The organism is Pseudonocardia sp. Cha107L01, from assembly GCF_052566575.1.
This window is the reverse complement of sequence record NZ_CP199579.1, coordinates 30,268-43,886: the sequence shown is the minus strand read 5'-3', so window position 1 is coordinate 43,886 and position 13,619 is coordinate 30,268. Positions and strand designations below refer to the sequence as shown.

10 protein-coding genes are annotated in these 13,619 nt (G+C 71.4%); all 10 read left to right on the top strand.

The window, feature by feature from the left end; genetic code table 11:
- The first annotated feature begins 64 nt into the window (after nt 1–64).
- Nucleotides 65–751 (top strand): response regulator transcription factor, encoded by a 687-nt coding sequence (locus tag ACTXG6_RS00215; protein WP_445185716.1) that lies wholly within the window; start codon nt 65–67, stop codon nt 749–751.
- Nucleotides 748–2,499: an ATP-binding protein gene (locus ACTXG6_RS00210; protein ID WP_445185715.1), complete on the top strand. Its 1,752-nt coding sequence runs from the start codon at nt 748–750 to the stop codon at nt 2,497–2,499. The genes ACTXG6_RS00215 and ACTXG6_RS00210 overlap by 4 nt, the downstream gene beginning before the upstream one ends.
- A gap of 4 nt (nt 2,500–2,503) precedes the next feature.
- On the top strand, nt 2,504–2,914 hold the full coding sequence (locus ACTXG6_RS00205) for a (deoxy)nucleoside triphosphate pyrophosphohydrolase (RefSeq protein WP_445185714.1): 411 nt from the start codon (nt 2,504–2,506) through the stop codon (nt 2,912–2,914).
- Nucleotides 2,915–3,006: 92 nt separating this feature from the next.
- Entirely contained in the window at nt 3,007–4,911 is a 1,905-nt protein-coding gene (gene typA / locus ACTXG6_RS00200) for a translational GTPase TypA (protein ID WP_445185713.1), read from the top strand.
- A gap of 147 nt (nt 4,912–5,058) precedes the next feature.
- Entirely contained in the window at nt 5,059–7,131 is a 2,073-nt protein-coding gene (locus ACTXG6_RS00195) for an ABC transporter family substrate-binding protein (protein WP_445185712.1), read from the top strand.
- Between the two features lie 328 nt (nt 7,132–7,459).
- Nucleotides 7,460–9,337 carry an ABC transporter family substrate-binding protein gene (locus tag ACTXG6_RS00190; protein ID WP_445185711.1) on the top strand — a complete coding sequence of 626 codons (1,878 nt, stop codon included), beginning with the start codon at nt 7,460–7,462 and terminating at the stop codon, nt 9,335–9,337.
- Nucleotides 9,338–10,336, top strand: a complete 999-nt coding sequence (locus ACTXG6_RS00185; protein WP_445185710.1) for an ABC transporter permease — start codon at nt 9,338–9,340, stop codon at nt 10,334–10,336.
- Entirely contained in the window at nt 10,329–11,258 is a 930-nt protein-coding gene (locus tag ACTXG6_RS00180) for an ABC transporter permease (RefSeq protein ID WP_445185709.1), read from the top strand. The genes ACTXG6_RS00185 and ACTXG6_RS00180 overlap by 8 nt, the downstream gene beginning before the upstream one ends.
- Nucleotides 11,255–12,382: an ABC transporter ATP-binding protein gene (locus ACTXG6_RS00175; protein ID WP_445185708.1), complete on the top strand. Its 1,128-nt coding sequence runs from the start codon at nt 11,255–11,257 to the stop codon at nt 12,380–12,382. Before ACTXG6_RS00180 ends, ACTXG6_RS00175 begins: the two co-directional genes overlap by 4 nt.
- Nucleotides 12,379–13,395, top strand: a complete 1,017-nt coding sequence (locus tag ACTXG6_RS00170; protein WP_445185707.1) for an ABC transporter ATP-binding protein — start codon at nt 12,379–12,381, stop codon at nt 13,393–13,395. The genes ACTXG6_RS00175 and ACTXG6_RS00170 overlap by 4 nt, the downstream gene beginning before the upstream one ends.
- The last annotated feature ends 224 nt before the right edge of the window (nt 13,396–13,619 follow it).

Genomic DNA, 13,619 nt, shown 5'->3' with positions numbered 1-13,619 from the left:
GCTCTGAGAACGCCCTGAGAGATTGTGATCTCGTTGAGAGCTTCTCCGCGTAGCGTCTTAGTTGATGCCTAGAGTGCTGGTGGTCGACGATGAGGCCGGGGTGCGTACTGCCCTCGGCCGTGGCCTCACGGCCGAAGGTTTGGACGTGGTCACGGCGGCCGACGGCCCCACCGCCTTGCGTGCCGCGTTGACAGGCAGCTTCGACCTGATCCTGTTGGACATCATCATCCCCGGCCTGTCCGGCTACCGGGTGCTCGAGCAGCTGCGCAATGAAGGCGTGGACACCCCGGTACTGCTGATCTCGGCCAAGGACGGCGAGGTCGACCAGGCCGACGGGCTCGACCTCGGTGCGGACGGGTACCTGGTCAAGCCGTTCTCCTTCATGGTGCTGGTGGCCCAGGTGCGGGCACTGCTGCGCCGCAGGGAGGCCGAGCGCGGCCAGTCCGGGCGGCGGCTGCGCCTCGGTGAGCTGATGGTGGACCCGGCGACCAAGCAGGTGAGCTGGTCCGGCCGCCCGGTGGAGCTGAGCCCCCGGGAGTTCGCGGTGCTCTACGCGCTGGCCAGCCGGCCGGACACGGTGCTGAGCAAGGACGAGCTGCTGCGGCTGGCGTGGGGCGGCGAGCAGGCGGCGAGCCGCAACGCCGTCGAGGTTTACGTCGGCTACCTGCGCCGTAAACTGCAGGCTGTGGGCGCCGGACATCTGCTGCGCACTGTGCGCGGCCACGGTTACCGGGTGGGAGCCTCGGGGTGAACACGCCGGCGGCTCTCGCCGGCTGGTGGGCACGTCGAAGTCTCCGGGTTCGGATCACGATCGCGGTCGGCGGCGTTGCCATGTTCGCGATCGGTGCGTTGGCCTGGCTGGCCACCGGGCTGGTCGGCATCACCATCACCGGCGCTGTGGACGTCGAGCTCGCCAGGGTCGCCGCCAGCGCCACCGGTCAGCTCTCCGCGGGTGTGCCAGAGGACTCCGTAGTGCCCGCTGACGACTCCGTGGACGGTGTGTCCGAGCGCATCGTGGTCCGGGTGACCGACACGGCCGGGCGGCCGCTGGACGGCTCCTCACCGCTTCCGCTGGACGCCGCGCTGGTGCGCCGGCTGGCCAGTGGTGACGCGATCACCGTGGACGAACCGGAAGGCCCGACGCGCTGGCTCGGCGTGGTGGCCATCGCACCGAACGGCTCGCCGCGCCTGGTTCTGGCCGCCGCCCACCTGGTCGGCTACTCCTCGGTGCTGCGTCGGGGCGCGATCGGCCTCGGCCTTGCCGCCCTGCTCGCCGGGGTCGGGGTGGCGCTGGCGGCCTGGACCGCGGTCGGGCTGGCGCTGCGCCCGGTGGACCGGATGCGGGCCGCCGCGATCAGCCTGCCGCCGGGGGAGCGGCTGCCGCTGCCGCCGGCCAAGGACGAGCTGCACTCGCTGGCCGAGGAGATCAACGAGCTGTTGGCCCGCCGGGACAACGCCTCGGCCCGGCTGGCGCGCTTCACCGGTGACGCGGCGCACGAGCTGCGCTCGCCGGTGGCGGCTATCCGGGCGCAGGCCGAGGTCGCCGTGTTCCACCCCGACCCGGCGCTGGCCGAGGAGACACTGCGCTCGGTGGCCACCGAGGCCGCCCGGCTGTCCGAGCTGCTCTCCGACCTGCTCGCGCTGGCCCGCGCGGACGCCGGCGCCCGTCCGCCCGCAACCCCGGTGGACATGGTGGCCGAGGCCCGCAAGGCGATCGCCAGGGCCGAGCTGGCGGCGGAGGTGGCCGCGGCCGAGGCCGAGCATGCGGCGAGCCAGAACGGGCACCGGTCGGAGCTCCTGGGCCAGTCGGCGCACGGCGGCGGACGGGTCCGGGGCGAGCTGGTCGAGGCCGAGGCCTTCTCCTCGGTGGAGGCCGAGGGCCCGCCGAGGGGTCCCTCGACGGATTCGCTCCCGGCGACGGACCCGGACCCGGACCCGGACCTGGACTCGGACCCCGACCTTGACCCGGACCTCGACCCGCACCTTGACCCGGACCTCGACCCGGACCTCGACCCGGACCTCGACCTGGACCTCGACCTGGACCCAGATCTGGACCGGGACCTGGACCCGGAGGACGGTCTCGGGTCACCGGTGCCGCTGGCGCCGGCGATCACGCTCACCGCACCGGTCCGGGTACTGGCCGCCGCCTCACCCGGCGAGGTGGGACTGGTGCTGGACAACCTGCTGGCCAACGCGCGGCGCTATGCCACGAGCCGGGTGTGGGTGTCGGTGCTGCCGGCGGGGCGGACTGTGCGGCTCGTGGTGGACGACGACGGCCCGGGGGTGCCGGAGGCGGACCGGCGGCGGGTGTTCGACCGGTTCACCCGCCTCGAGGCGGACCGGGGCGGCGTGAGCGGCGGCGCCGGGCTGGGACTGGCGCTGGTCATGGCGCTGGTGAGCGGGCGGGGCGGTGTGGTGCGGATGGCCGCGAGCCCGGATGGCGGCGCCCGGGTGGAGGCGCGTTGGCCGTCGGCCGCGCCACCGGCCGACCCGACGTGACCCGGTGAGCCAGAACGGCCCGGCGCGGGTCGTGGTCGGCGCGGCGATCGTGCGGGACGGCCGGCTGCTGGCGCAGCGCAGGGCCACGCCCGCCGAGCTGGCCGGGCGCTGGGAGCTGCCCGGCGGCCGGGTGGAGCGGGGCGAGTCGGAGGCGGCCGCGCTGCGCAGGGAATGCCGGGAGGAGCTCGGCGCGTTGATAACGGTGTTGGACCGAATCGGCGGTGACGTAGAGTTGCCCGGATCGAGCGGCTCGGTACTGCGGATCTACGCGGCAACTGTGTCGAACGGCTCACCTGAGCCGCGCGCGGTGGAGCACGCCGGGCTGCGCTGGGTGAGCGGGGCAGAGCTGCCCCGGCTCAACTGGCTGGATGCGGACCGTATCCTGCTACCAGAACTGGCCCGTCTGCTGCGCTAAACCCGCGCTGGGCGTGACCAGCGTCGTAGTCGGCGACCGGCCGACCCGAGGTATCCTTGAGATACCGCCCCTTGACTCTCAGGAGTACCCGCGTGCCCACCCAGGCTTTGGATCGTCCTAGTGCCGCACTGCGCACCGACCTGCGCAACGTGGCCATCGTGGCGCACGTGGACCACGGCAAGACCACCCTCGTCGACGCGATGCTGCGCCAGTCCGGCGCGTTCGGCGAGCGCAGCGAGCCGCAGGACCGGGTCATGGACTCGGGCGACCTGGAGCGTGAGAAGGGCATCACGATCCTGGCCAAGAACACCGCGGTCAGCTGGCGGGACATGACGATCAACGTCATCGACACCCCCGGCCACGCCGACTTCGGCGGCGAGGTGGAGCGCGGGCTCGCCATGGTCGACGGCGTGCTGCTGCTGGTGGACGCCAGTGAGGGCCCGCTGCCGCAGACCCGGTTCGTGCTGCGCAAGGCACTCACCTCGCACCTGCCGGTCGTCCTGGTGGTCAACAAGACCGACCGCGCCGACGCCCGCTGTGCCGAGGTGGTCGACGAGTCGCTCGAGCTGCTGCTGGAGCTGGCCGACGAGCTGGAGCTGGGCGAAGAGGTCACCTCCGGCCTGCTCGACCTGCCGGTGGTCTACGCGAGCGCCCGGGCCGGCAAGGCCAGCCGGGAGCGCCCGGTGGACGGCACCGTGCCGGACGCGGAAGACCTGACGGCGCTGTTCGAGGTGCTGATCAAGGCCGTGCCGGCGCCGGTCGACGACTCCGACGCCCCGCTGCAGGCGCACGTCACCAACCTGGATGCGAGCACCTACCTGGGCCGGATCGGGCTCTGCCGGATCCGCGCCGGGCGGCTGCACCGCGGCCAGACGGTGTCCTGGTGCCGTGAGGACGGCACCGTCCAGAACGTCAAGATCACCGAGCTGCTCCGCACCGAGGCGCTGACCCGGGTGCCCGCCGAGTCCGCCGACGCCGGCGACATCGTGGCCGTGGCGGGCATCCCGGAGCTGATGATCGGCGACACGCTCTGCGACCTGGACAACCCGCTGCCGCTGCCGCGCATCGAGGTGGACCAGCCGGCCATCTCGGTCACCATCGGCACCAACACCTCGCCGCTGGCCGGCCGTGACCCGCACCCCGGGGCCAAGCTCACCGCGCGGCTGGTGCGCAACCGGCTGGACGCCGAGCTGGTCGGCAACGTCAGCATCAAGGTGCTGCCGACCGAGCGCCCGGACGCCTGGGAGGTCCAGGGCCGTGGCGAGCTGGCGCTGGCCATCCTGGTGGAGCAGATGCGCCGGGAGGGCTTCGAGCTCACCGTCGGCAAGCCCGAGGTGGTCACCAAGGTCGTCGACGGCAAGGTGCACGAGCCGTACGAGCGGCTGTCCATCGACGTGCCCACCGAGCACCTCGGCGTGATCACCCAGCTGCTCGCCGCGCGCAAGGGCGAGCTGATCCAGATGACCCACGGCGAGCTGCGGGTCCGGCTGGACTACACGGTTCCGTCGCGGGGCCTGATCGGCTTCCGGACCGAGTTCCTGACCCAGACCCGAGGCTCGGGGATCATGAACCACGTGTTCGACGGCTACCGGCCGTGGGTCGGCGAGCTGCGCACCCGGCGCACCGGGTCGCTGGTCTCGGACCGCTCCGGCCCGGTGACCACCTACGCCCTCATGCAGCTGGCCGACCGAGGCACCATGTTCGTCGCGCCCACCACGCTGGTCTACAACGGCATGGTGATCGGCGAGCACACCCGCAGCGACGACCTGGACGTCAACATCACCAGGGAGAAGAAGCTCACCAACGTGCGCAGCTCGACCGGTGACGAGCTGGAGCGGCTCACCCCGCCGACCGTGCTCAACCTGGAGCAGGCGCTGGAGTTCTGCGCGCCGGACGAGTGCGTCGAGGTCACCCCGGAGTCGGTCCGGGTGCGCAAGGTCGAGCTGGACTCGCACCTGCGGGCGCGCTCGAGGTCCCGGAGCAAGGCCGCCCAGTAGTCCGTCCCGGCAGGGCCCTTCTGACAGGACACCGACCAGCGGGTCGGCCACCGCACCAGCCACCCCGACCGCCCCAGCGAGCACCCCTCGCCGGGGCGGTCGAGTGCTTTGGGAGGATGACCTTCCGCGGTTTGAGGAGGTCTTTCGGTGCCACGAGCTGGTCTCGCGCCGCGGTGGCTGCTGCTCGTGATGCCGCTCCTCACCGCGCTGGCACTCCTCGCCGGGTGTTCGACCGCGCTGCCGCCGCAGGCCCAGCCGGTCGCGCCGCCCCCGCCGCCGGCCAACCCGGTCGGTCCGGACCTCGGCAAGCAGCTGACGGTCGCCGTGGACGACCTGGGCACCGGGTTCAACCCGCACCTCATCTCCGACCTGTCGCCGGTGTCCACCGAGGTGGCCTCGCTGGTGCTGCCGTCGGTGTTCCGCCCTGGCCCCGGCGGTGACCCGCAGCTCGACACCACGGTGGCGACCAGCGCGAAGGTCACCGCGACCGCGCCGTTCACGGTCAGCTACGAGCTCAACCTGGGCGCGTCCTGGTCGGACAACGCACCGATCGCCGCCGAGGACTTCGTCTACCTGTGGCAGCGGATGCGCGCCGACCCGGGTGTGGTGGACGCCGCCGGCTACCGGTTGATCACCGACGTGCGCTCGCGGGCCGGCGGCAAGGCCGTCGATGTGGTGTTCGCGCAGAACTACCCGGCGTGGCAGCGGCTGTTCAACAACCTGCTGCCGGCGCACCTGCTCAAGGACGCGCCACGGGGCTTCGGCACCGCGCTGAGCGACAGCATCCCGGTCTCCGGCGGCCCGTTCCAGGTGACCGCGCTGGACCGGGCCAGGGGCCAGCTGGTGTTGGCCCGCAACGACCACTACTGGGTCAACCCGCCGGTGCTGGACACCTTGTTGATCCGCCGGATCGACCCGACCGGCCTGCTGGACGGGCTGCGTACCGGCGAGCTGCCGGTGGCCCACCTGTGGCCGGACCAGCCGACCCTGAGCGCGGTGGCCCAGCTGGGGTCACGGGTGCGGATCCAGCCGGTGGCGCAGCCGATGGTCGTGCAGCTGGGCATGCGGACCGACCAGGGGGTGCTGACCGACGTACGGCTGCGGCAGGCGGTCGGCGCGCTGCTCAACCGGGATGCGCTGATCGCGGTCGGCACCTCGAACGGGGTCGGCGGGGTCCGGGACGACGCCCAGCTGTACGCCCCGTCCCAGCCCGGCTACCACTCCACCGCGCCGGCCGGTGCGCCGATCCACCCGGATGCCGGGCTGGCCAACCAGCTGCTCACCTCGGCCGGCTACCAGCGCGGTGCGCAGGGCCGCTGGACACTGCACGGCGCGCCGCTGCGGGTGACCGTCGGAGTCCCGGCCGACCGCCCCCGGTTCCTGGCCATCGCGCAGGAGGTGGTCAAGGAGCTCAACGCGGCAGGGGTGGACGCCCAGCTGGTCACCGCGCCCGGCACCGCGCTGTTCACCGACCCGACCGTGGTGCCGACGCCGCCCAGCCTGGCCGCCAGCGCGAGCGCCAGCCCGAGTCCCAGCCCCGGCCCGCTGACCGGGCCGCCGCTGCCGCCCGGTCCGCCCGGGGTGGTCCGACCCGGCCACGGCACGCACGGCGGTCCCGGGCTCCCGGCGGCCGCGCCGGCGCACCCCGCGGCTGTGCCGCCCGCCCCCGCTCCGCTCACGCCCCGGGCTGCCCCCGCCGCGGCGCACCCCGCGGCCGCGCCGCCCGCCGAGGGCCAGCCGGTAGCCACCGCGAGCGCGCCGGCGCCGGGCCAGGCACCTGGCGCCGGCCCGTCCGCCAGTCCGACGGCGTCCAGCTCCGCGCCGCCGGCCGCCCCACCGACACCGGTCGGCGTGGTGGTGGACCTGACCGTGATGCCCAGGGCGGTCGGCGCCGACCTGGCGAGCACGGCGTCGTCGAACTACGGCTGCCCGCCAGGGATGGCCGGGGTCGCCCAGCCGGCGCGCAACTCCACCGGGTTCTGCCTCGCCACCCTGCAGCCGGTGCTGGACGCCACCCTGGGCGGTGCGCTGGCCCCCGCGGCGGCCGAGGCGGCCATCGAGTCCGTGCTGTGGCAGCAGCTGCCGGCGATCCCGCTCTTCCAGGCGGTCACCACGCTGGTCACCACCCCGAAGGGGGACCAGCTGACCGGGCACATCGGGCCCGGTCAGCTCACCACCGGCCCGTTCGTGACGGCGCCGAGCTGGCAGCCGGCCAACTAACGCCCCAACGCTCCAACTCATCAGTCGGCCGCGCGCCGGCCCAGCTTGAATGCGGCGCTGAGATAGTACTGATACGCCGGGCGCCCGGGTTTGGCCTGGCTACGCCGAAATGGTCAGTACTGGTTGTTACCAATGGATCACGACCGGCGCCAGGTCGTGACAAGTTGGCAAGTCATCCCTAACGTCCCTCCCAATATGTTGTGCGCGACAACAATGCGCCATCCGCCACACCCACAGGGGTGGCGATGGCATGGGGTCGCGGCCCCACCGAGGTAAGCATTGCGCCGCCGAACATGTGGCGCGACGGGCAGCACGGAAGGTTGCGGGTATGCGGGGAACGAGCACCGGGGTACTGCGCGGAGCAGCGCTGTCCAGGTCGGCGCTGTCCAGGTCCAGAGCTGGTACGGCCCTCCGGGGCCTTGCGTTGGCGGCGGTCGCGGCGCTGAGCCTGGCGGCCTGCTCCGCCGGGCCCGGCAGCGCCGGTGGCGGGGGCGGCGACGTCGACCAGCAACAGACCCTCAACCCGGGCACGATCGGCGGCGCCGATCAGCCGTACACCCGGCCGAAGGTGCCGGACATCGGCGAAGTCTCGGTCTCACTGGACGAGTCGTTCCAGGACTACAACAACAACACCGGCGCCGCGAACAGCCAGGCGAACCAGTACTTCAGTGAGCTGTTCTCGCCCTCGCCGTACTTCGTGGACAGCGACTTCAGCCTCAAGGTCGACAAGGACTACATGGAGTCGGTGACCGTGAAGTCCACCAGTCCGCAGGTGGTCGAGTGGAAGTGGCGACCGGACGCGGTCTGGTCGGACGGCGCCCCGGTCGGCTGCAAGGACATGTACCTGCTCTACCTGGCCGCGGTGAGCCCGGCCAAAGCCAGCGGCGGCTCGCAGGCCTTCGACTCCTCGCCAACCGGCTACAGCCAGATCTCCAAGTTCGAGTGCTCCCCGGACGGCAAGACGGTGACGGTCACCTTCGGCACCCCGCTCGCCGACTACCGGGGCCTGTGGTCGCAGGCGTGGCTCTCCGGCGGGCAGCTGCTGCCGGCGCACATCCTGGAGCAGCGCACCGGCATCCCGGACATCACCAAGCTCCCGCTGGACCGGGACACCCCGGAGGTGCAGAAGGCCGCACAGTTCTTCACCAAGAGCTGGGGCGACTTCGACGCCACGAACGACCTGTCCGCCGGGCCGTACATCCTGCAGAGCGCCACCCGCAACCAGCGGGCCGTGCTGGTGCGCAACCCCAAGTGGTGGGGCAACCCGGGTGGGCCCGCCAAGATCACCACCACCGCGGTGACCGACTCGCAGGCCATGGTTCAGCAGCTGCTGAACAAGGAGGTTCAGGTCATCGCACCGCAGGCCGACTCGACGGTCGCCGAGCAGGTGCGCGCCGGCGGCGACTTCAGCGTGTTCGCCCGAGGCGGCCAGACCTACGAGCACCTGGACTTCAACATGGGCCGGCCGCTGTTCCGCGACCACCCGGAGCTGCGCCACGCGGTCGCCGACTGTGTGAACCGGCAGGACATCGTGGACAAGCTGGTCAAGAGCGTCGACCCGAACGCCAAGCCCTTGGGTGCCTTCCTGATCAACCCGAACGAGGCCGGCTACCAGGACCACTACCCCGGGGTGGGTACCGGTGATGTGGCCGGGGCCAAGAAGCTGATGGAGGACGCCGGCTGGGCGCTCGGCCCGGACGGCATCTACGCCAAGGGCGGCCAGCGGGCCAGCTTCCGGGTCGGGCACAAGCTGGTGGACCGGCGTGGCCAGACGGTCCAGCTGATGCAGGCCAGCTGCAAGCCGGCCGGCATCGAGATGATCGACGCGGGCAACGAGGCGTTCAACGACCAGCAGCTGCCGGCCGGCGACTTCGACGCCGCGCTGTTCGCCTGGGTGGGCTCCTCGATCAAGTCGACCCTCACGCCGAACTACACCAGCAAGGCCAAGGGTGGCGTGGCGAACTACAACAACTACAGCAACCCGCAGGTCGACGACCTGCTGAGCAAGGCGAACACCCAGCTGGACTTCACCCAGCGCCTCGCCACCTTCAACCAGGCCGACGACATCATGGCCAAGGACATGCACAGCCTGCCGCTGTTCCAGCTGCCCGACTTCGCCTGCGCGGACCGGTCCTACTCGCCGATCAGCTATCTGAGTACCGGCGGCGCGTTGTGGAACGTGTTCGCCTGGACGAAATCGCTGTAGATGCTGCGCTACATCGTCCGGCGGGTGCTCGTCGCGATCCCGCTGCTGATCGTCGCGTCGATCCTGACCTTCGCGCTGACCACCGCGATGGGCGACCCGCTGTCGGAGTGGAAGTCACTGCGCCCGCGCAGCCCGGCGGAGGTCGCCTCGGAGTACCACCGGATCGGCTGGGACCGCTCACCGGAGCAGCGCTACATCGACTGGGCGGAGGGGTTCGTCACGGGTGACTGGGGCACCACGATCACCCCCGGCAGCGGCACTCTCGCGGTGCGCGGCGAGATCGGTCGCGCGCTGGGCGTGACGTTGAATCTGGTGATCGTCGCGGAGCTGCTTGCGCTGCTGATCGGCATGGCGGTCGGAGCGCTCGGTGCGGTGCGGCAGTACTCGCTGTTCGACTACGGGGCCACCGGGGTGGCGTTCGTGATGTTCTCCATGCCGTTGTTCTGTGTGGCGGTGATCCTCAAGTTCGGCGGGATCCAGCTCAACAACTGGCTGGAGAACCTCGGCCTGGGCCGCTGGATCATTACCGCCGGGCCACCGCAGAGCGGCTTCGGTGGTGGGTTCGGGCACCTGATCTACCAGTACACCGGGGCCTACGTACTGCCGGTGCTGTCGCTGATCGCGATCCAGTTCGCACTGTTCAGCCGGTACCAGCGGGCCTCCATGCTGGACGCGCTGAACGCCGACTACGTGCGCACCGCGCGCGCGAAGGGGCTCAGCTCGGCGCGGGTGGTGATCCGGCACGCGCTGCGCAACGGTCTGATCCCGGTGGTGACCGTGTTCGCGCTCGACCTGAGCCTGCTGGTCGGCGGCGCGGTGATCACCGAGACGGTGTTCGGCTGGCGCGGCATGGGCGCGCTCATCGTGGATGCGATCACCAAGCGGGAACCCTGGATGGTGCAGGGCTGGATGATGGTCACCGCAATCGTGATCATCGGCGCCAACCTGATCGCAGACCTGGTCTACGCCTACCTAGACCCGAGGATTCGCCTTGGTTGACCTCAGCTCACCTCCCAGCACAGCCGCCGGCTTCGCCGAGGTCGAGGCGCGCGCGCAGTGGCGCACCGTGCTGCGCCGGTTCCTCCGGCACCGGGCGGCGGTGGCCGGCCTGGCGATGTTCGTGCTGCTGTTGCTGTTCGCGTTCGTCGGCCCGCTGCTGTGGACCCAGGACCTTGGTGCCGGAGGCGCGGCGAAGGTCGCTCCGAGCTCCGGGCACCCGTTCGGCACCGACCGGATCGGGCACGACATGCTCGCTTCGGTGATCTCCGGCACCCGGCTGTCCCTGCAGATCGCGCTGGTCGTCGCGCTGGTGGCCACCGTGCTCGGGGTCGTGCTCGGCGCGATGGCCGGCTACTTGCGCGGCTGGGTGGACGGGGTGATCGGCCGGGTGATCGACCTGATGCTGTGCATCCCGGCGCTGGTGGTCACCGCCGTGTTGGCGCGGCACACCTTCACCCTCGCGCCGTCCGCACAGAACTCGAGCAACTGGCTTACCGTGGCGCTGATCCTGGCGCTGTTCACCTCGTGGTTCCCGATCGCCCGGACGATGCGCGGCATGGTGCTCTCGCTGCGGGAGAAGGAGTTCGTCGAGGCGGCTCGGGCGCTCGGCGCGTCCACCTGGCGGATCGTGGCCCGGCACATCCTGCCGAACACGATCGACGTGATCATCGTCAACGCGACCGTGACGGTGGCCCAGGCGGTGCTGCTGGAGTCCGCGCTGTCCTTCATCGGCCTCGGGGTGCACCGCCCGGACGCCTCGCTCGGGCTGCTGATCAACGAGAACAAGAACGAGCTGGCCACGCTGCCCTGGCTGTTCTGGTTTCCGTTCGTGTTCATCGTGTTGATCTCCCTCTCGGTGAACTTCATAGGAGACGGGCTCCGGGACGCGTTCGACCCCCGGCAACGGAAGGTCCGGGCATGACCGAGCAACCGGCACCGGGCGTGAGCGAGCAGTCCGTGAGCGAGAAGCCCGTGAGGGAGAAGGCACAGCCGTTGCTGGCGGTGGAGGACCTCTCGGTGGAGTTCGGCACCGACGACGGCCTGGTCCGCGCGGTACGCGGGGTGACGTTCGAGCTGGCGCCCGGCGAGGTGCTCGGCATCGTCGGCGAGTCCGGCTGCGGCAAGTCGGTGACCGCGGCGGCGATGATGGGGCTGCTGCCACGCAACGCCCGGGTGCACGGGTCGATCAGGTTCGGAGGCCAAGAGCTGGTCGGGGCCGCCCCGGAGGCCCTGCGCGCGCTGCGCGGGAGCCGGATCTCGATGATCTTCCAGGATCCGATGACCTCGCTGAACCCGGTGTACACGGTGGGCTGGCAGCTGGCCGAGGCGTATCAGGCGCACCACCGGGTGCCGGGCAAGCAGGCGCGGGCCAAGGCCGTCGAGGCGCTCGAGGCGGTCGGCATCCCACAGCCGGACCGCCGCGCCAAGCAGTATCCGCATGAGTTCTCCGGCGGTATGCGGCAGCGGGCCATGATTGCGATGGCGATCATCAACGAGCCCGAGCTGATCATCGCCGACGAACCCACCACGGCGCTGGACGTGACCGTGCAGGCCCAGATCCTGGAGACCCTGGTCAAGATCTCCACCGATGTCGGCGCCGCCATCATGCTGATCACGCACGACCTCGGCGTGGTGGCCGGCGTGGCGGACCGGGTGCAGGTGATGTACGGCGGCACCGTGGTGGAGGCAGCCGGGGTGGAGGAGTTGTTCGCGCACCCTCGGATGCCCTACACCGTCGGGCTGCTCGGTTCGGTGCCGCACCCGGAGCTGATCGGCCGCCCGCTCACCCCGATCCACGGGGCGCCGCCGTCACCGCTGCACCTGCCGCCCGGCTGCACGTTCGGGCCGCGCTGCCCGCTGGTGGCCGAGCAGTGCCGGGAGTCCGAGCCGGAGCTGGTCACCATCGGCGCCGCGGCGGAGGCACACGCGACGCGCTGCCACCGGTGGTCCGAGCTGAGCGGCGACCAGTCCGCCCGGCGGATGTTCTCGCACGCCGAGATCGGGCTGCACGAGGACCCGGCGGCCGACCTGGTGGAGGAGCAGTGACCGGAGTTGCGCCGGACGACGTGGCGGTGGCGACCGAGCCATTGCTGTCGGTCCGCGACCTGGTGAAGGACTTCCCGGTGCGCGGCGGCGGGATCATCCCGAGGACGGTGGGGCAGGTACGGGCGGTGGCCGGGGTCTCCATGGACCTGCGGCCGGGGGAGACCCTTGGTCTGGTCGGCGAGTCCGGTTGCGGCAAGTCCACCGTCGGGCGGTGTCTGCTGCGGCTGCACGAGCCGACCTCGGGTTCGGTGCGGTTCGGCGGCGAGGAGCTGACCACGGCGTCGTCGCGCCGGATGCGTGCGCTGCGCCGGGAGATCCAGATCGTCTTCCAGGACCCGTACGCCTCGCTGAACCCGCGCTGGACGGTGAACCAGATCGTCGCCGAGCCGTTCGCGATCCACCACCCTGACGAGGGCGACGCCCAGGCGAAGGTCGACGACCTGCTGGAGACCGTCGGGCTGAACCCGGAGCACCGCAACCGCTACCCGCACGAGTTCTCCGGCGGCCAGCGCCAGCGCATCGGCATCGCCAGGGCGTTGGCGCTCGGGCCCCGGCTGGTGGTGCTCGACGAGCCGGTGTCCGCGCTGGACGTGTCGGTGCAGGCCGGCGTGGTGAACCTGCTGGCCGAGCTGCGCGAGCGGCTCGGGGTGGCGTACCTGTTCATCGCGCACAACCTGTCCGTGGTGCGCCACATCTCCGACCGGGTGGCGGTGATGTACCTCGGCAAGATCGTCGAGACCGGGCGCCGGGAGGAGATCTACACCGAGTCGCGGCACCCGTACACCCAGGCGCTGCTGTCGGCGGTTCCGATCCCGGACCCGGTCGTGGAGCGGCGCCGGCAGCGGATCATGCTCACCGGCGACGTGCCGAGCCCGTTGAACCCGCCGTCCGGCTGCCGCTTCCGCACCCGGTGCTGGAAGGCCCAGGACATCTGCGCCGCCGAGGAACCGCCGATGCTGCCGCAGACCTCGCCCACCCACCTGGCGGCCTGCCACTTCCCCGAAGCGCCCTAGCTGAGCGGCCGTCCTCGGGGGGTGGAAACGTTGGCACTTGACACCGCCGTAACGCTGGGGGTGACGCCGCGTCACCGGCCGGGTGGCCCGGTGACGACCCTGGTATGTCCATCGTCACCGAGACCAACGTCAGTCCGGAAATTTTCGCCAAGAACCAGACTCACGTCGACCTCGACGCAGCCCACCCCCAGTTCAGCAGCCTGAGTCAATCGGCCGGTCACTGA